This is a genomic window from Dolichospermum sp. UHCC 0406, from assembly GCF_009712025.1.
Taxonomy (GTDB): domain Bacteria; phylum Cyanobacteriota; class Cyanobacteriia; order Cyanobacteriales; family Nostocaceae; genus Dolichospermum; species Dolichospermum lemmermannii.
Genome location: NZ_VILA01000031.1, coordinates 58,096 through 77,664, shown reverse-complemented (window position 1 = coordinate 77,664; position 19,569 = coordinate 58,096). Strand labels below are relative to the sequence as shown.

At 39.1% G+C, this 19,569-nt stretch carries 15 protein-coding genes and 1 pseudogene; 5 read left to right on the top strand and 11 right to left on the bottom strand.

Annotated features, from left to right (window positions below; translation table 11 throughout):
* Positions 1–184 precede the first annotated feature (184 nt).
* From FJR09_RS23115 to FJR09_RS23105, 3 genes are all read right to left on the bottom strand, one after another.
* A complete protein-coding gene (locus FJR09_RS23115) occupies positions 185–5,338 on the bottom strand; it encodes a DUF4114 domain-containing protein (RefSeq protein WP_168652405.1) in 5,154 nt (1,717 codons plus the stop codon).
* A gap of 441 nt (positions 5,339–5,779) precedes the next feature.
* The gene (locus FJR09_RS23110; RefSeq protein ID WP_015081165.1) at positions 5,780–6,355 is read right to left on the bottom strand and encodes a DUF924 family protein; all 576 of its coding nucleotides are present in this window, start codon (positions 6,353–6,355) and stop codon (positions 5,780–5,782) included.
* 5 nt (positions 6,356–6,360) lie between these two features.
* Positions 6,361–6,927 carry an SRPBCC family protein gene (locus FJR09_RS23105; protein WP_015081166.1) on the bottom strand — a complete coding sequence of 189 codons (567 nt, stop codon included), beginning with the start codon at positions 6,925–6,927 and terminating at the stop codon, positions 6,361–6,363.
* Between the two features lie 428 nt (positions 6,928–7,355).
* Between FJR09_RS23105 and rd the strand changes: the two genes are divergently transcribed.
* The 3 genes from rd (at position 7,356) to lpxD (ending at position 9,958) form a co-directional block, all read left to right on the top strand.
* Entirely contained in the window at positions 7,356–7,520 is a 165-nt protein-coding gene (gene rd, locus FJR09_RS23095; protein ID WP_015081168.1) for a rubredoxin, read from the top strand.
* A gap of 86 nt (positions 7,521–7,606) precedes the next feature.
* On the top strand, positions 7,607–8,848 hold the full coding sequence (locus FJR09_RS23090; protein WP_015081169.1) for an NAD(P)/FAD-dependent oxidoreductase: 1,242 nt from the start codon (positions 7,607–7,609) through the stop codon (positions 8,846–8,848).
* Positions 8,849–8,923: 75 nt separating this feature from the next.
* Entirely contained in the window at positions 8,924–9,958 is a 1,035-nt protein-coding gene (lpxD, locus tag FJR09_RS23085) for a UDP-3-O-(3-hydroxymyristoyl)glucosamine N-acyltransferase (RefSeq protein ID WP_168633828.1), read from the top strand.
* Between the two features lie 229 nt (positions 9,959–10,187).
* Here lpxD and FJR09_RS23080 read toward each other — a convergent pair whose 3' ends face one another.
* The 3 genes from FJR09_RS23080 to FJR09_RS23070 all read right to left on the bottom strand — a co-directional run bounded on the left by FJR09_RS23080 (position 10,188) and on the right by FJR09_RS23070 (position 12,238).
* Positions 10,188–10,592 (bottom strand): biopolymer transporter ExbD, encoded by a 405-nt coding sequence (locus FJR09_RS23080; protein ID WP_168633827.1) that lies wholly within the window; start codon positions 10,590–10,592, stop codon positions 10,188–10,190.
* Positions 10,592–11,230, bottom strand: coding sequence for a MotA/TolQ/ExbB proton channel family protein (locus tag FJR09_RS23075; RefSeq protein WP_015081172.1), 639 nt, complete (start codon positions 11,228–11,230; stop codon positions 10,592–10,594). Before FJR09_RS23075 ends, FJR09_RS23080 begins: the two co-directional genes overlap by 1 nt.
* Positions 11,231–11,608: 378 nt before the next feature.
* Positions 11,609–12,238 carry a class I SAM-dependent methyltransferase gene (locus FJR09_RS23070; protein ID WP_168633825.1) on the bottom strand — a complete coding sequence of 210 codons (630 nt, stop codon included), beginning with the start codon at positions 12,236–12,238 and terminating at the stop codon, positions 11,609–11,611.
* Positions 12,239–12,332: 94 nt separating this feature from the next.
* Here FJR09_RS23070 and hemH point away from each other — a divergent pair, with 94 nt between their 5' ends.
* Complete coding sequence (gene hemH / locus FJR09_RS23065; RefSeq protein ID WP_168654198.1) at positions 12,333–13,499, top strand: ferrochelatase; 1,167 nt, start codon at positions 12,333–12,335, stop codon at positions 13,497–13,499.
* Between the two features lie 26 nt (positions 13,500–13,525).
* On the opposite strand, the gene FJR09_RS23060 is transcribed toward hemH, so the two are convergent.
* Together FJR09_RS23060 and purB are read right to left on the bottom strand one after the other, a co-directional pair.
* Positions 13,526–14,065 carry a DUF4126 domain-containing protein gene (locus FJR09_RS23060; protein ID WP_168652403.1) on the bottom strand — a complete coding sequence of 180 codons (540 nt, stop codon included), beginning with the start codon at positions 14,063–14,065 and terminating at the stop codon, positions 13,526–13,528.
* A gap of 162 nt (positions 14,066–14,227) precedes the next feature.
* Complete coding sequence (purB, locus tag FJR09_RS23055; protein ID WP_041458503.1) at positions 14,228–15,523, bottom strand: adenylosuccinate lyase; 1,296 nt, start codon at positions 15,521–15,523, stop codon at positions 14,228–14,230.
* Between the two features lie 216 nt (positions 15,524–15,739).
* Here purB and FJR09_RS23050 point away from each other — a divergent pair.
* Positions 15,740–17,168, top strand: a pseudogene (locus FJR09_RS23050) (sensor histidine kinase).
* Here FJR09_RS23050 and FJR09_RS23045 read toward each other — a convergent pair.
* The 3 genes from FJR09_RS23045 to rodA form a co-directional block, all read right to left on the bottom strand.
* Entirely contained in the window at positions 17,143–17,796 is a 654-nt protein-coding gene (locus FJR09_RS23045; protein WP_015081179.1) for a hypothetical protein, read from the bottom strand. The pseudogene FJR09_RS23050 and the gene FJR09_RS23045 sit on opposite strands and share 26 nt — an antisense overlap.
* Positions 17,797–17,911: 115 nt before the next feature.
* Complete coding sequence (locus tag FJR09_RS23040) at positions 17,912–18,106, bottom strand: NAD(P)H dehydrogenase subunit NdhS (protein WP_015081180.1); 195 nt, start codon at positions 18,104–18,106, stop codon at positions 17,912–17,914.
* Positions 18,107–18,219: 113 nt separating this feature from the next.
* Positions 18,220–19,533, bottom strand: a complete 1,314-nt coding sequence (gene rodA / locus FJR09_RS23035) for a rod shape-determining protein RodA (protein ID WP_015081181.1) — start codon at positions 19,531–19,533, stop codon at positions 18,220–18,222.
* Positions 19,534–19,569 lie beyond the last annotated feature (36 nt).

Sequence of the window (19,569 nt, the reverse complement as noted above, 5' to 3'; positions counted from 1 at the left end):
CCACACCCGCCCAGAAATGAATTTCCGGGCTAATAGCCAAAGTAAACTAAAGTTTACTCAAAAATTTTTGGGTTATTTAGTCATCTTTAGATGACTTTTGCTATTAGACTGGGAATTCATTCCCAGTCGGGATATGGGTTTTACGTTAAGTTGACACCATTAAGCAGTACTAAACCCCTACCCGCTAAACGACAGTCAAATTTACTTTGACAATAATATCATTGTAATCCTTATCCCCCCCACCTGCTAAATCTTCAAAACCAAAGACGTTATTTCCTAACAGGCGAATATGATCCACTTTATCAGCATTAGCTCCTATATAGGCAAAGTAAGCTTGGTCAACTTGTCCATTTAGAACTTGATCTACTGTCCGACCATTAGTAAGAATAAATGGAGCGAAAATACTTCCTCCTGTTAATGTCTTATCTGTAAAACTGGCAGTTCCTTGGTTATCAACTCTGAGGTCAATTCCCGCCACACGATTTTTGATAGCCGCTTGAGCATAACCTGAGTCTCCAGGACGGAAATCAATAGTACCATCAGCATCAACATCAATACCACCATTTTCATCTGCTACTTTATAAAAGCCAACGAAGTTGTTAAAAGCAGCTTCTCTATTAACAACAAAATCAGCTTTTACATTGTTGGTTATACCCCTTAAATCAAGGACTTCTCCTTGTTGTTTTCCTTGGAGATTTGTACCCAATGGTAATGGGTCATTTGTAGATTTAATGTTGACTACCAAATCTTTGAAGTCAGTATTATTATTAGATCCATCTTTCCAAGCTAAGGAGAAACCATCAGTACCCAAATCTGTAATTTTTTGGCGGGAGAGGTCAGAGAAAAGTATGTCTGAAGTTGGGGTATTGCCATTTTGGACGCTATCAATTGTACCGTTTTTAACTAATAAGAATCTCAGATTATTACCAGATTCAAATTCTAGTATGCTTGTCAGGTTATTGATATCAAATCCATTGGGAACATTAGCAATAGTTGAGAAAATCACTTTTGATTTGTTCAAAGCTGCTTGAGTATAACCTGTTTCTCCTGAAGCAATGCCATTAATTTTACCTTGGGCATCGTCAACGGTAAATACAGCCAACTCATTGACTAGATTGGAATTACGTCCTGCAAGAGTAACTTGAAGTTTTGGGTTGCCAGAACCACCAAAAATAGTGAAGATATCATCAGCAGTTTTTGCGAGTGTGGGTGTTGCTAAAGCTGCATTTAAAGTGACTGAGGCTTGGTCATCTTCGTTGGGGTTATTGTTATTAGGTGTGGAATCAGGATCAGTTTCAGCCACTGCAATCACTTCAGATGTAATGGTGATAGGTTGTACTGAGTTAACAGTTGCTACCATGATCAGTTGTACAGCGCTGTTAGGCGCGATATTTCCAACGTTCCAGATTCCTATATTGGGGTCGTAGCTTCCTACTGTGGGAGTGGCTGAAACAAAATCTAATGTTGTTGGTAATATATTCTGTACTTTGATGGCAGTAGCTGTACCAGGTCCCTTATCCGTAAGTTGCAGTGTTAAGGTAATTTTGTCGCCAACATTAGGGTTGGGATTGTCAATGGTTTGAGTCAACTCTAGATCGGCATTAGGGGAGACGATGGAATTAACTTTGTTTATACTCTCAAGGGAATTGTTAGCAGAATTGTAATCTAAGGCATCAGATGTGACACTGGTTGTGCCTAGAAGATTACCCGCAATGAAGGTTTTACCTGTGAGATTAACGGTTACACTTTTTCCACTATCGAGATTTCCTAAATTAGCTGTAACGATACCATTATTTTGAGTAACTGGTTGGAAATTGGTAGCGGTTGCGGAGAGAAAACTTACTCCTGATGGCAATTTTTCTGTGAGAATGACATTGTTGGCTATATCGGGACCATTATTGGTGACAGTTAAGCTATAGATGTATTGCTGTCCTAAATCTACCGCTCCTGAGATATCAGTTCGGGTTACGGAAAGGTCAGAGCCTACTGGAGTGGTAGGTGTGATTGATAGGTTGTAGTTGGTGTCACCATTGTATTGATATACTCGAACCAAGTAATTTCCTGCCGCTAAAGCACTGACATTAATAAATTCAGCATCAGAGCCTTGCTGTTCAGACTTATTGATGATTTCATTAGAGTCAATTACTCCATTATTATTAGTGTCTTGTGCAAGTTCTAAATCTGCATCTGCTGATAGTCCATTGATTTCTATTTTTAATCCCTTAACATCAGCAAGCGTAAACTGATAAAAATCCTCTAGATCGACATTACCAACAAAATCGCTGAAATTAGCTACTGCATTGAGCGAACCGATATCAAAGGCAGTGCTTGGTGTACTTCCTGCTTTGTCTGTTGGAATAATTGATGGTGGTGCAGATAGTTTAAGGTCATAGTTTGTATTACCGCTATTGACTCCCAGATGTAAAATGTATTCACCTGCTGCTAATCCTGTAAGGCTTATACCTTCACTGGTATCTCCTTCTTCGTCAGATAATGCAATGGTTTCATCAAAGTCTAGAATGCCGTCATTATTTTTATCTTGTCCAAGTTCAGCAAATAAATCACCATTTGACAAGCCAGTTAGATCAATGCTCAAATCGCTAGTAGAAGAAACAGTGAAGCGATAGTAATCATCGGTATCAACTTGACCGATAAAGTCGGATAGCTGAACGTTATTACCAATAACTCCTAAATCTTTAGCAGTATTTACTGTGTTTCCTGCATTGTCAGTTGGAACTGGGAGAGATGGAACAGATAAGCTTAGGTTGTAGTTTGTATCTCCACTTTTTTGAATAACGCGGACGTAATAAATATTTGGACTCAAATCAGTTATATTTATCGTTTCGTTGCTATTACCAATCTCTTCAGAACTAGCAACTACCTCATAATCTTGCCGAATATTATCCCCATTAAAATCCTGAATTAGCTCTACATCAACATCAGAACTAAGTCCGTTAAGAAGTAAGCTAAAATCTCGATAAGTGAAGAAATATACTTCGTCTTCTTCTATTGGATTTCCCAATGTGAAACGATAGTAAATTTCTGAATTGGCACTGCTAATTGCCCCAGTCAAATCGACATTGCCTTCAAGCTGACCCAATTCAATAGCATTACTAAAATTGTTATTAACGCTAGAGATTAAAACATTGGTCAAGGGAGAGATTGCCGTGGTGGTATTATTGGCAAGATCAAGGTTAGGTGAAAAGGTCTCAATATTAGAGCTTTGAAGATTAAATGTAGCAAAATTAGTGGTTGCTGTAGGAATTCCTATGTCATAATGTACATGACCATTATGACCTGGAGAATAGCGTATTAATCCTGTTAGACCATCAGGTGAACTCCAAAGACGAGGATCGTTGTTGAAGACTCTTGTGATTGAACCCGTATTGGTAAATGCTTGAATCTGATTCTGTACGTTTGCTGAACTATAGCCAATTGTTGTATTATCTTGCAGAAAAGTTCTGATTTGAGATAGCAATTGCCGATTATTAAAGGCTGAAAGGTTTGGATTACTATTATTACTATTATCTTGCCCCCTAACAGCATTTACTAAGTTCTGAGGAGTACGATCAGCAGCTTGATAAGTTCCATTGGTGTTTCTAACAATTATTTGGTTATTGGGTGCAGCGACATACCAGACATTATTAATTCTTGTCTCAAGGAAAAAATTGCGGCCTCCATTGTATGCTTCTTGTGGAGGTGTATCTATGTCAATATCTCGACCTGCCCCATGGGAACTATGAGGAGATCCCGGAGGTCCTCCAGGTTGTAAGCTTGCGGCAGTTAGTGTTAAATTTTGACCAAACCCTGTTTGGGCATTCTGTAATGTTCTAAAAGCCCAATCAGTAGCCCATCGTTCTGTTTGTGCATTACCATCTTTAATACCAACTCCTTGTATTGTTCCAACTCTTATCTCATTCCATTGCGGGGCATTGCTTACATTAATAAAGTCTTCTGCATTTTTACCTAAATTTTTGACGGAAATAACTTTACTTTTATCTTCAATAACAGCATCAAATAGGTTGATTGCCCAAGATAACTCATTCCCATCATTTTGACCGTTGATAGTTAGGGCTGCACCAGATTGTGGTGGGAATCCTAAATAAGCGAGTCTTTGTTCTTGACGATAAATATCTAACTTTTTATTTTGAGTTCCGACTGTTACCCTATTATCACCAGTTGTAGAAAAACCCTCTGTGATATTAAACTTGACAGGAATTTCGATCTTCCCATTAGTTAAAGTTAATGTACTCTGACCAATTCCAACATCATTTCTGGCTTGACCAAATCTAAGGGGAGTTCCTGTTACTTTAGGAACAAAATAGAATATTCCCTTTTGAAGTTCACTGGTATAGTCATCAATATTGGTAGCAACACTCCCTCTATCATCAGTGCTTTTTGTGTTTTTTAACCCAAAGCTATTAGGATCTAAATCTAAATCTGAAAGTAAAACCCCAAGCTTTTTTAACTCCTCACCTATATCAACCTTGATAACATCTCCCAAAAGACCATTGACAGTGATTTCAAGAGGAGATGTTGCCACACTAAAATTCCAGGCAGTACCCGCATTAGGTGAAGTAACTTTTATTTCTAATTCATTGGAACTATTTTTTCCAATAATTGTTTTGTCGCTTTGTCCTCCAGGTTGAAGTCCCACATCTCCTACAATTCTTTTACCTTCATACAAAATTTGAAACTCATCGGGAATTGAAAAATTTTGCCATGAAAATGTAACTAAGTTGAGATCATATTCTAAACTAAGTGGATAAATAGTTGGAGTTGATCTTTGCCCACCGCTGTCTGAAACATTTGCTTTCTCAATCTCAATTACTTGCCCATCTAAATTTATAGTCGCATGATCATTCTCAGTCTTCAACTGCTGTAACTGTTCTGGCTCAAATGTCTTTCCTTGAACAACGGCTGAAAAAATCGCTCCTTCATCACCAGGAGCATCTACTATATTTACTTTTGCATCTACAGCATGACCAATTTCTTCCAATAATACTGAAGTGATAGATTCAATATCGGCTGCATTTTGGTTGAGATAATCTTGAGATAAATAGATAGTATTAGTGGCTTGAGCATAAGCTCCAATTGCTCCACCAAGTTCAGCCCCAGAACGAACTTCAATATTGGGAATTACACTGAAATCTTGATTTTGCCAAGCAATTTGAAAACTATTTGAATCAACTGCAACACCAAAAGCCAACTGCATTTTAGTTTGAAAATCTGAACTATTTGCAAAACTATATAATTGATTTTTTGCTAATTCTAATGCTGATGTTACAATTGATTGATCTTTATCATCGTTTAATAACAAACCGTAATTTTCAGACATTCTTATGGCCTCACTGGTTTTAAATACATTTATTTGTGGTGAAAATACCACAAAAATAGGGTTGTTTGTCAATTTTTGATACAAAAATACAAAAAATGGTAGCTAGAATAACTAGACTACAATCCAGTGTATTCAATAACACAAAACCCAAGTGATTTTAAAAGTTTATCAAACCCATGTCATCCATCTAAAGACGTAGATTAAAAGATTTTTAGTAAAATTAAGCACGATTTAGAGAAAGCAGCGCACTAAAAAAGGGAGTTGTGGAAATAACCCCCTGACTTAATGCTTTGTGACTGGACAAATTAAAACGTTTACTGGCAGATATGTAAAGAAAAATTTCCTAGGAGGCTACTGTATGCTACGGAAACACATACTCACAGAGAATTAACAGTTTCAAACCCACATAGAGTGCGGGGGTTAATTAACCCAGTCCCCAACTTAAAATGAAGAACCAGGTTCTTCCAAAAATTCCTCTTCTTCTGGAGTAGAGATCCGTCCTAAAATGGCATTACGATGGGGAAAACGACCAAATCGGGCAATTATTTCCTTGTGTCGAAAAGCTGATTCAATCGCTTTTGCACTGTAGGGATCATGACTAAGTTGTTGAAATAGTTTAATGCACTTTCGTTGATCAATTGGGTCTTCACTGTGTTCAAAGGGTAAATATATGAACCAGCGTTGCACAGCCAATAGTTTTCTATCATAGCCTTTGTTTGTGGCGTGTTGCGCTAATGACAGTGCTTCCCAGTCCGTTGCAAAGGCTTGTGGGGTATCACGAAACATATTTCGGGGAAATTGATCTAGTAACAGAATTAAAGCTAGACAGGTTTCTGGTGAATTCATCCAATCATGTAAATATCCGGCTACCGCTTGTTGGTAATCTTCCAGAAAAAGGTCGCGGACTTTAGCATCGAAATCCGGTTGTTTTTCAAACCAAAATGGTTGAATTTTCCCGTAGTTTGGGTCATTAGGATGACCAAACCAAAAATCCAAAATAGTTGTTACCTCTGACATTGCTATTATTGATGATTACAAAGCACCTGTCGCATTTTACATAGATTTGCTGGTAACTCCAAATTCATTGCCTGTTCAATAAAAATTGAGGGAATGGGAATATTGGGAGTGGCTTGTACCGTATAAGCTAAGAGAGTACCATTACCCATATCTTTAAGTTCTAACTTGGCGTGAAAATCTGTAAATGAGCCTTTTTCCATCTGAAAGTGGATTTGCTGTCCTAATACTTCCACCACAGTCAGATAAATTTCTACTTGGGCTGTAAAAAATAAAAAAGCTTTTTGTGCTGCTTGATACAGACGCTTAACATCACCTCTGGATATAACTTCGCTTTTAGTAACATCGGGAAAATATTGTACCCAACGGGGGTAATCTGTAATTTGTTGCCAGACATGGGATCTAACTAGTGGTACATACATACAAGCGGTAACAGCACCGCCCCAGTTAGTATGAGAGCGAATTTCTGTGAAGACTTCTCCCTGAATGAGTAATCTTTGCTGATCTTGATTCCAAAGGGTATCTAATAGAGGTAGCTTGGCGTAAGCGACATTTTTAAGATTTGAGGTTGACATAATATAATGCAGATATAGTGATTTTGGTAACTTTTTAAGTGATTAACCTTGATGATTTCATTGAGTTTAACTCACTTAATTCTAATTACAGTTCAATTTATGGAGTTTTCGCAGATAATTAGTCTCAAGTTCATTTTCAAGAGAGTAAATTGGAGTTAAGAGAAAAACACCGTGAGTCAATCTTCTTTAAATGGCAAATTCATCCAGGGTTTTGGGATTCTTTTGGGGATGAGTGTCTCCTTATTTGTACTGAGAGGTTTGGGTATTATCACCTTCCTTCCTGGTGGTTTAATTACTCTACTGTTCTTTGGGGCTATAGCTTTAGCAATCTTCAGTTATTGCTCAAGGAGATGGTGGCGTTTTTAGTTTCATAATCAATAATTATTACATCAAAAAAACTGACAAGTCATTGATCAGAGGTAAAAAAGATGCAAAACTATATATGTACCGTTTGTGATTATGTCTATGACCCAGAAATAGGTGATCCTGATGGTGGTATAGAACCAGGAACGGCTTTTGAGGATATTCCAGATAATTGGGTATGCCCAGTGTGCGGTGCTGAAAAAACTGAATTTGAGTTATATGAAGAGTAATATGGAGATAGGATAGATCCGATAGATACCCGACTTCTTGAAGAAGTCGGGGATCTGAAATCTGAAATATTAAAAAATTTTTGAAGTTGTTACCCTTGCAAATTGTAGTTATTGGTGGTGGGGCGGCGGGATTCTTTGGTGCGATCGCTTGTGCTGAAGCTAATCCTCAAGCCCAGGTTACTTTAATCGAAGCTAGTCGTCAACCTTTGGCGAAAGTTCTCATTTCCGGTGGAGGACGTTGTAACGTTACTCATGCTTGTTTTGAACCCAAAATTTTAGTTCAGAATTATCCTAGAGGTGGTAAAGCCCTGTTGGGTGCATTTACCCGGTTTCAACCTCTAGACACCATAGCTTGGTTTACGGAACATGGGGTGAATATAAAAACGGAAGCTGACGGCCGGATGTTCCCAATTACAGATCGTGCAGAAACCATTGCTGAATGTTTAATTAAGGCGACTTTTGATGCCAAAATAGAACTTTGTATTGGCACACCTGTTACCGCTGTCACTCGTAAAAATGCCGGGTTTGAAATTCTGCTCAAATCGGGAGAAACGAAAGAATGCGATTGCTTACTTTTGGCTACAGGTAGCAGTTTAGCAGGTTATAAAATCGCTAGAGAATTAGGTCATGACATCCAACCCCCTGTACCTTCTTTGTTCACCTTTAATATTGCAGATCCTCAACTGCGGGAATTAGCAGGAATTAGTGTTAATTCTGTAAATCTGCGCTTACCTGGGACTGGAAAAACCCCATTCCAACAAACAGGCCCATTGTTAATTACCCATTGGGGTGTGAGTGGTCCAGCAGTATTGAAACTTTCGGCTTGGGGGGCGAGAATTCTCCATGAAAACCGCTATCAACATAAATTATTGATTAATTGGTTGCCAGATTTATCCCAAGAGGAAGTGAGACAAAAACTTTTAACAGTCAAAGCTGAATGGGGACAAAAAGCGATCGCCCTCCATCGTGGTGTAGACTTACCTCATCGGCTTTGGCAATATATTATCAATCGTACCCATATTCCCACAGAAGAACGTTGGGCAACCATCTCCAACAAAACCCTAAATCAACTAGTCCTAGAAATCTCCCAAGGAGAACACCTAATTACAGGTAAAGGCGCATTTAAAGAAGAATTTGTCACCTGTGGAGGAGTCAACCTCAAAGAAGTCAACTTCAAAACAATGGAAAGTAAAATAGTCCCCGGCTTGCATTTTGCAGGTGAGATATTAGATATTGATGGTGTCACCGGTGGCTTTAACTTCCAAAGTGCTTGGACAACAGCCTACTTAGCCGGTCAATCCATGACAAAATCAACAGAAGATAACTAATTTCTTCCTTTGCGCCTTTGCTCCTTTGCGTCTGGGCGCGAAACAAAAATCTATAAATCGTGTTAGCAAATCAATATGAAATTTAGTGAAATTCTCAACCAGCTTAGTGATTATATTACCCAAAGTAGCCTTGAAACTGATGTAGAAATTACTGGAGTTGCAGCCATAGACGAAGCGACATCTGGAACTCTCAGCTATATAGAAGGCTCTAAATTTGCTTCATTGCTCAATTCTACCAATGCGAGCGCTGTAATTTTACCCCCAGATGAAAAATTGCAGAATCAAGCCACAGAAAAGGGGATTGCTTGGTTAACAACGAAAGAACCAAAACTGTTGTTTGCCAAAGCGGTCACTCTTTTTTATCAACCCTACCGTCCTAGTCCCGAAATTCACCCCAGCGCGGTCATTCACCCCACCGCCAAAATTGGTGATGATGTTTATATTGGCGCTCATGTTGTCATTTCTGAAGCTGTGGAAATTGGCAATTATGCCATTATTCATCCCAATGTTGTCATTTATCCAGAAGTCAAAATAGGCGATCGCACTACCTTACACGCTAATTGTACCATCCACGAACGCAGCCAAATCGGTGCAGATTGCGTTATTCATAGCGGTGCTGTCATTGGTGCAGAGGGATTTGGCTTTGTGCCTACCCGCACCGGTTGGTTTAAAATGGAACAATCAGGCTATACAGTTTTAGAAGATAGGGTAGAAGTAGGTTGTCATACAGCCATAGACCGTCCCGCTGTGGGGGAAACCAGGGTGGGCAAAGATACTAAAATTGATAATTTAGTCCAGATAGGACATGGTAGTCAAATTGGGGCTGGTTGTGCCATAGCAGGTCAAGCAGGCATGGCTGGAGGGGTAAGACTAGGAAATCGGGTAATTTTAGCTGGACAAGTGGGAATTGCCAATCAAGCTAAAATCGGGGATGGGGCGATCGCCTCTGCTCAAACTGGTATTCACGGCAATGTCGCACCGGGGGAAATTGTCTCAGGTACTCCAGCAATGCCGCACAAAGTGTACATCAAGGCGGCAGTAATTTATAATCGCTTGCCAGAAATATATCAATTCTTTAAACAATTAAAACGCAAATCAGGTGATGAATAATTGTCATTAAAGAATGAGATTCCGTTCTATAAAACTTACCCAAAATTACCAAAGTCTAGACACATCTGGACAGCGATAATCTTAGTGTTTATTTCCTGCTTCATCGCGGTCTTAGAATGACTTCCAATCTTGTTTGCCCGCTCCACAGACAATCTCGGTAGAACTTACCGTTTCTGACCGTAGTTCCTAAAAAGAACCCCACGCAGTTGCTACTCTGATCACTAACCTGTTAAGGTGCTTGTGTGGCAATTGCTAATCTTGCTCCTTTTACCTGCCGCACCCGATCCATCACTACCACGACTTGACCATGAGTAGCACTTTGATCAGCATTAATAATCACTACCACTTCCGTATTTTTGCCCATTAATTCCTGTACCTTTACTGGTAAAGTTTCCAGAGTTACTGGCTGGCGATTTAAACTCACATTCCCTGCTGAATCTACAGTAACGGTAATTGGTGCGGCTGATGATTGGGCTTTGGCTGTCCCAGCTTTAGGTAAATTAACTGGCAACCCTTCGGAACGATGTAAAAATAAAGTGGACATAATAAAAAATGTCAAAATAGCAAAGATGACATCAATCATCGGCACAATATTAATCTGGGCTGGAATATCCGGTTCATCTGGTAGACGCATTATGATTTATCCCCTCTTTCATACTGGTGACGATAAACTAATTCTAATTGCCCACCATATTCTTGAATCCAGGCAATTTGTCGTAAATACATTCCCCGAAAGCTATTCGCAAAAAACAAGGTAATAATAGCTACAACTAATCCCGATGCTGTGGATACTAAGGCTTCACTAATCCCAGAAGTGACACCAGCGGTTTTTGTACTACCGACATCACCAATATTTAATGATGCAAAAGAGCCAATTAAACCCAAAACGGTCCCTAATAATCCCAGCAAGGGAGCTAAACCAATAATTGTATCAAAAATATTTTGAAACCTTTTTAATAACGGGATTTCCGCCTGGGCCTCACTTTCTAAAGCCAAGCGGAATTCCTCTGGGTTGGGTTCTTCCAATTCTAAAGCCGCTAGAAAAATTCGCGCAATCGGTAAATCAGCATTTTTGTGTAGTATATCTAGAGAGGTAACTACATTACCTTGACGATAAAAACTTAACACCTGCTTGACTACGCGATTCTGACGGCCACTAATTCCTATCCAAAACGTAATCCGTTCCAGAATGAGAGTGATTCCTAAAACCGAAAAAAATAGCAGTGGCCACATAACTACGCCACCGGCTTTGAATAAGTTACTAATTTCCATTGACTCTTTTACTAATTCTTGATACAGCTAGATTAACAGATTTTCAAGAAGAGCAAGTCTAGGCGATTGCTATGGCAGAGTGTATTTGTGGTATGATTTTTTCAACTGAATATTGGTACTGATGTTCTCAATGTTCAAAAAAATAAAAAAAATTTCTTTTTTTGGGGTCAAAACCTATTGACTTTATTTTCTCGGCGTGATATTTTGATAATGGGAATGCGTGCCTAAATAAAAATTTTGCTTACATTCCATTGTAATAATATAACTATATTAGCACATTTAGCCCGCCCCACACCCTCAAAATAAAAAATTTTTTTGAAAAAACTTATTTAAAAATAGCAAATCAATAATTTAAACTTATGAATTAGCACAAGAAACTCAAATCATCTTCCTGCCCTGAATCACCTGCAAACTTCCACCAGCATATAAAGTAGGTTTTCCCACATCAAAACCATAATCTCTTAACAAACCAGGTAAATCCGTTTTCAACAATTCCCAAGCCGTCTGGGTTTCAAACAACCAGAAAAATACCGCCAATCCCGGCCAAAATATCGGATTTGTGGGAGAGTGAAAATCTACCAAAGTGAAAACTCCTCCCGGTTTTAACACCCGATAAACCTCTTTAATGATTTTTTGCAGTTGTTCAGATTGCATTTCGTGTAAAGCCGCGCTAGTATGTACCACATCAAATAAATTATCAGCAAAAGGCATATTTTCAGCAAATGCTTTTATGTAAGTGGCATTTGGGACATTTTTCTGCGCTCGCTGGATAGATAATGGGGAAGCATCCAAGCCAGTGACATTTTCCGAAAAATTCACTAAAAATCTGGTTACTTGACCACTACCACAGCATAAATCTAAAATTTGAGTATCAGATTGCAGTTTTAAATTTTGTAAAGCCAGTTGACGAAACCGGGGTTCACCACCCACAGTCACAGCCGCTAACCGGGAGATGCCATCATACAGCCATTGGTATCTGTAACTTAAATCTCTAAAAATTGTGGCCATTGTTTTTTTTCCTGCCGATAAAGCTTTATATTTAATAAAGATATATTGTTAACATTAGTGAAAAATCTGTAAGGATTGGGGGAAAGTAACTGCTATGGGTCGTATAGGGGTATTATTACTTAATCTCGGTGGTCCCGACAAACCAGAAGATGTCGGACCGTTTTTGTATAATCTGTTTTCTGATCCAGAAATTATCCGCTTACCGTTTCGCTGGATGCAAAAACCTCTAGCTTGGTTTATTGCTACGCGTAGAGAAAAAACATCTCAAATAAATTATCAGCAAATCGGCGGCGGTTCTCCATTGCGACGGATTACAGAAGAGCAAGGAGCAGCCATTAAAGCTCAGTTAGGTGAATTAGGACAAGAAGTTAAGATCTACGTGGGAATGCGTTATTGGCATCCTTACACAGAAGAAGCGATCGCCCAAATTACTCAAGATAACCTTGATAAGTTGGTAATTCTCCCGCTTTACCCCCAATTTTCCATCAGCACCAGCGGTTCTAGTTTCCGGTTATTAGAACAACTATGGAAGGAAAACCCCAAACTCCAAAGTCTTGAGTATACCGTTATTGACTCTTGGTACAAAGAACCAGGTTATCTGCAAGCAATGGCAGAACTTATAGTTGGCGAACTGGAGAAATTTCCCCATCCTAAGGACGTGCATATCTTCTTTAGCGCCCATGGTGTACCTAAAAGCTATGTAGAGGAAGCCGGCGACCCCTACCAGCAAGAAATTGAGGAATGCACCGACTTAATTATGCAAACCCTCAACCGTCCCAATCCCCACACCCTAGCTTATCAAAGTCGTGTTGGTCCTGTTGAATGGCTAAAACCTTATACAGAAGATGCACTGAACGAACTCGGTGTAAAAGGTGTGAAAGATTTAATAGTTGTCCCCATTAGTTTTGTTTCCGAACACATCGAAACCCTACAAGAAATTGACATTGAATATCGAGAAATAGCGGAAGAAGCAGGAATACACAACTTCGGACGTGTCCCTGCGCCCAACACCAATCCGGTATTTATTAAAGCCCTATCCGACTTGATCATTGATGCTCTCAAACAACCTGACCTGAAACTCTCTCAAGTCACCCAAATGAAAAAAAGGGTAAAAATGTATCCTCAAGAACGTTGGGCATGGGGAATAACCACCAGTGCCGAAGTCTGGAATGGTCGGATAGCCATGCTAGGATTTATCGGGCTAATTATTGAGTTAGTTACTGGTAAAGGGTTACTGCACGTGGTCGGGCTTTTACATTAATCTTCATAATTGGTAATTGTCAATTATCAATTTTTACCTTTAGACCAGTCATACCAGTATTTTCCACTAAGAACAGCCAGCCAGAGGAGGATTAAAGCAATTAATCCTCCTTGAAGAGGAGCATCCACAGCAAAAAATACAAGTGTAACACACAGGACATCTTGCATAAACACTGCCCATATTGGCAATCCACGCAAGCGATAAAACCAGCCTAATAAAACTAGCTGCAATACCAAAGCTAATAAACCACCAATCAAAGCAACTAACCAACTTGGTGCGGTTATCGCTGAAGCAACAGACAAGCCCATTAAAGCTCCTGCCAAGGGAGAGAAAAATAAATGAACTTGCTGGACTATTCTCTGGCCAATGAGTTTTTTGGAAGCTAATAGTTCAAATAAAGACCAACTGGTGAGTAGTCCGATTAAAACATGGGGAGAAATGTGTGATAGGACTGGCATCTGTGACCAGAGTGCCTCCCCTTGGAGGATACCAATAATTAGTAAAGGTACACCTATTCTCATCCCAGCAGCAGCACCAGCAGATAATATAGCGAGAATTTCAATCATGGGTATATCCCCGACTTTACCAAATTAGCAAAGGTGCTTTATATTTTGAGTATAGTAATCAGCCATATATTTATTCTTCACTTTGCGACACGGAAGGAGTCAGTGGTCAGAGGGAATTGACAATTGATACCAATTACCAATTGACAATTACCAATCCTAGTTCTAAATACCCAGTCGTTGATAAACTTGTTCTAAATGCTTGAGATGATGTTGTGGATCAAAACAGGCTTCTATCTCTGCGGGTGACAAGTTTTGAGTGACGCGAGGATCTTTGCTGATTAAATCACGGAAGTTGCCTTCTGGTTTATTCCAAGCAGTGTGGGCGCTTTCTTGGACTATAGAGTATGCTTCTTCGCGGTTAAGTCCTTTGTCTATTAAGGTTAGTAATACCCTTTGACTAAAGACTACTCCCCCATAACAGTTGAGATTTCGGGCCATGTTTTCAGGATAAACCAACAAGTTATTTACCAAGTTGGTGATTTCATGCAGCATAAAATGAGTCAGAATGCAAGCATCTGGTAAAATTACTCGTTCTACAGAACTGTGGGAAATATCCCGTTCGTGCCACAAAGCGACGTTTTCTAATACTGCCCCTGCATGACTTCTCACCAGTCGCGCCATCCCTGTTAACCGTTCGGAACGGATGGGATTACGCTTGTGAGGCATAGCACTAGAGCCTTTTTGCCCTTTAGCAAAAAATTCTTCAACTTCTAAAACGTCTGTTTTTTGCAAGTTGCGAATTTCTACAGCAAAGCGTTCTATGGATGCAGCGAGTAATGCTAACTGTTGCACAAAGTCTGCATGAATATCGCGGGAAATTACCTGAGTGGAAGCAGTATCGGGTTTCAGTCCGAGTTTTGCACAGGCAATCGCTTCTACACGTGGTTCAATGTTAGCGTAAGTTCCTACCGCACCGGATATTTTGCCAACAGCGATGGTTTTCTTGAGAATTTGTAGCCGTTCTTGGTGTCGTAATACTTCCGCTAACCAACCAGCTAACTTAAAGCCAAAGGTAATCGGTTCAGCGTGAATACCATGCGATCGCCCAATCATTAACGTATGCCGATGTGTTGTGGCTTTCTTACGAATGGCATCAATTACATCTTCTAGGCGTTTTAACAACAAATCCAGACTAGCAACTAATTGTAGTGATAAAGCAGTATCCAAGACATCAGAACTAGTTAAACCTAAATGAATATAGCGTCCTGCATCACCTACATATTCATTAACATTTGTCAAAAAAGCAATGACATCATGATGGACTTCCGCCTCAATTTCTAGCACCCGCTGCGGGTCAAAATTCGCCTTAGCCTTAATTTCTTCTACTGCTGCTGCTGGAATATAACCCAGTTCTGCCTGTGCTTCGCAAACCGCGATCTCTACATCTAGCCAGGTTTTCAGCTTATAGGTTTCACTCCACAAATTGCCCATTTCGGGCAGGGTATAACGCTCAATCACATTCACAGCATCTAATACAACTGTCATATTTTACATTGAAAATTACCCACTCTTAATGCTTATCCCCACCAGATAACCGTCATATTGCAATTGAAAATTACCCCAATTCCCAATTAAACTGAGAAAATTAAGCCTAAAAAAAGTAACATTTGCCGGAGTCTTAGGAATAATGCCAGAGACACGAACCAATATTAACTTCAGGTTAAAGACAAAAAAATGCTGGCTATGCATAGTATTCAGAATGCGGATCAGCTAAATCTCAAATTAGAATCAACTTTACAGGAATTACCAGTTTGGACAATTCAAATTGAAACAAATCATCCAGGTAATGAATTAGCAATGCTTTTTGAAGAAGATCCTTTGCTGCCAGGGATTATCTTGACTAAAGAAAAAAAATATGTAGGCATGATTTCTCGACGGCTATTTTTTGAACAAATGAGTCGTCCCTATGGTTTAGGACTATTTGCCGGTCGCCCTGTCGAATATCTTTATAATTTTTTACAACCTAAAACATTTATCTATCCAGAGGATACCCCAATTGTCGAAGCAACTCAAATAGCTTTAGGGCGATCGCACAAACAGGTATATGAACCACTGGTGATTACAGATAAATCTTATCAATATGGATTGCTAGATTTTCATCAGTTACTTTTAGCCAATTCCCAAATTCATGTTTTAACATTAAATCGCCTGCAAAAAGAAACAGAAAAAGCCAGAATAGCTAAGGCTGACTTTCGTTATCTTCAGCATAACTATAGCCGATTATTACAAAACGACAAAATGATTGCCTTGGGACAATTAGTAGCTGGGATTGCCCATGAAATCAATAATCCCATGAATTTTATTTATGGCAACCTCAATTATGCTATCGAATATTTTCAAAATATACTCTACATCCTGGAAAATTATAAACAAGAATTATCCTATGCTGACGCAATATCTAAAGCTAAAGAGAAGGGAATTGAAATAGAATTTATTCTGGAAGACTTACCAAAATTACTATCTTCCATGAAAGTTGGTGCTACAAGAGTAAATGAAATTGTCTTATCTTTACGTAATTTTTCCCGATTAGATCAAGCAGAAATTAAATTTGTTGATATCCATGAAGGTATAGAGAATACATTAATAATTCTCAAACATAGTTTAAAAGCTAGACCCGAGCGGTTAGAAATTGAATTAATTAAAGAATATGACAAATTACCATTAATAAAGTGCTATGCAGGGCAACTGAATCAGGTATTTATGAATATTCTTGCCAATGCTATTGATGCTCTTTCTGAAAGTGATAATTTAATTCTAAAAACCCGTAAAAATTTGCAAATTCGGATTCGCACAGAAATAACTAATGATAATTATGTTATTGTTCGCATTGCCGATAATGGTTCAGGCATTTCAGAAGAAGTCCAAAAACGATTGATTATTTGACCCATTTTTTACTACCAAAGCTGTAGGCAAAGGAACAGGATTAGGATTAGGATTATCAATTAGCTACCAAATCGTAGTTGAAAAACATGGTGGTGAACTTTATTGTATATCTACTCCTGGAGAAGGTTCTGAGTTTATTATTAAAATCCCAGTTGTCTCGAATCACTCAGACGAAATACAGCAAACTTCAAAGTTTATGGATGAATTTGACTCAAAATAAACCGCAACCGATCATAATCATCTTTGAGTAACATACTCAGATGTCTTCCAGCTTTAATCAACCATTCTCGGTCAGTTTTTCGTAACTGATATATTCCCCGAATAGCGGCTGCGGCCAAAGAATCTACAGGCGCACCACTAATAAAAAGTAATGTTCGTAAAAAATCTAGTTCTTCTGTAAACTGAATAATTTCTTCTGCTTGACAATGATTAACAGCTTGGTGAATTTGTGGCGGACGAGGTGGCAAATATTGATACATTTTGCTGTTATTACTATTTAGAGATTTTTCTTTAAATCCCACAATCGCTGCTCGAAATTCAGTTTTGAGCATGGAAAATATTTGGGGTTGTTCCTCACGCAAAGCTTCTAAAGATAATCCTAGTGCAACTGCCCGATGTACAGAATCAATAGGCATCGTTGTGGCATGATAAACTACGGCATAAACTTGATTACCTGATTCTTCATCTACAGCACAAACCCAACTTCCAAAAGGTGGCATTGGTGGAAAACTCAAGTCTTCTGGTTCTAAACATTGAGCCAAAAATTCTGTAGTTGTGGTTTCAATTATCTCTGCAAAGTGATGGGAATGGCGATTGTCAATAGCAAACTGTGGTAAAGGTAGACGCATAAGCAATTAAAAATTATCAATTAAAAATTAAAAATGAATAAACATATTTTCTGAAGGTGCGATTAGTCAATAGTCTTAGTGAAAAACTAATAACCACTGACTAATAACTAAATTACTATTTCCCTTTTTTCTGGATTGTAGTTTCCACGGGTTCTAATTCTGTAAGACGGAAAGTAATTATTTTATCCCAATTACCACCTTCAAACAGTACAGCTACTTTACCATCACTAACTCGTTGGACAAGTCCTTCTGACCGATAATATGTATCAGCAGGATTTTTGACGCGAACAGTTGCTCCAGGTAGGATCATCATATTTACCCTTATTGGTTTCTTATTTCTAGCTTAATTGGTAATTGGTAATTGGTGATTGGTAATTCTATTCTTTCTCCTGCTTCTTGAACTCCTGACTCGGTGACTCCTCTTTAATAATACTTTTGGCGTTGACGATAATTAGCTACAGATTCTACTATACCGATGGCAATAAAGTTAGTCAGCATTGCCGAACGTCCATAACTCATCCACGGTAAGGGAATTCCCGCCACAGGTGCTAAACCAACTGTCATACCAACATTCACAATTAGTTGAAACACAATCATAGACAAAACACCAATAGCCAAAAGTGAACCAAAGTTATCTTTGGCGGTTTGAGCTACATGAAGCAAGCGGAAGCAAATCAAGAAAAAGACGGATAATAAAAGTAAACAACCCACAAGACCAAATTCTTCAGCAACAGCCGAGAAAATAAAATCTGTGTGCTGTTCCGGAACAAAATTCAGTTGAGTCATGGGACCTTTAAACAAACCCCAGCCCCAAACTTCACCAGCGCCAATAGCAATGCGAGATTGAATCAGGTGATAACCAGCACCAAGAGGATCATGCTCAGGGTTGATAAATACACTAAGTCGGTTTTTTTGGTACTCCTTTAATACATGATTCCAGGCAAAAAGGCCTAATTCGCCACCGAGCATATTTAGACAGAATGAAGCAATAGCAGCAATACCAAACCGCTTCCAAGGCAGACTAAACCAACCAACTAGTGCCATCACTACTGCCCATACTAAACCTAATATGCTTAATGATATGTCTTTAGATAACATTATGGGCGTTGATAATGGCCAAGATATACTAAATAATATTGCTGCCATTACCGGGGAAACCATGAGTATTAACCAGCCGGGGTTGGCATTTGCCCAGTACAACATTCCTAAAAATATTGCCCCAAATACCAGCGATGTTGCCAAGTCTGGTTGTAAAAATACCAATGCCCAAGGTACAACCGTAATTGCCAAGACACGGAAAACACTCTCTAGAGTAGAAGCAGTTCGCCTATGTAACAAAGCTGCTAAGGTAATAATTAATCCTAATTTGGCAAATTCTGAGGGTTGAACATTAAAACCCGCAATACTAATCCAACGCTGTGCGCCTTTGGCACTAGTACCAGCGAGCATGACAGCGATTAAACTAAAGTTGGTCAGCCCATAGATAAACCAATGCCACTCCATGAGGGTTTCATAGCGGCAACGAGCTAAAAATAAGGCGATTATTGTCCCAATAGCGGCTGTCAACCAGTGCCACCACCAGTCAGTTACAGGTTGCTTCAGTTCTGTACTCAGAATCATTAGCCCCCCGAACATACTAACAGCAACGGGGAGAAAAAATAGTAGCCCATCTATTTGTTGCCAGGGCTGAAGCCAAGATTGCCAACGCATTTTAGGGAACGAAGGTTTTAATAACATTGTGTGAGGAGGATGTTGGGCAGAAGGCAGGGGGCA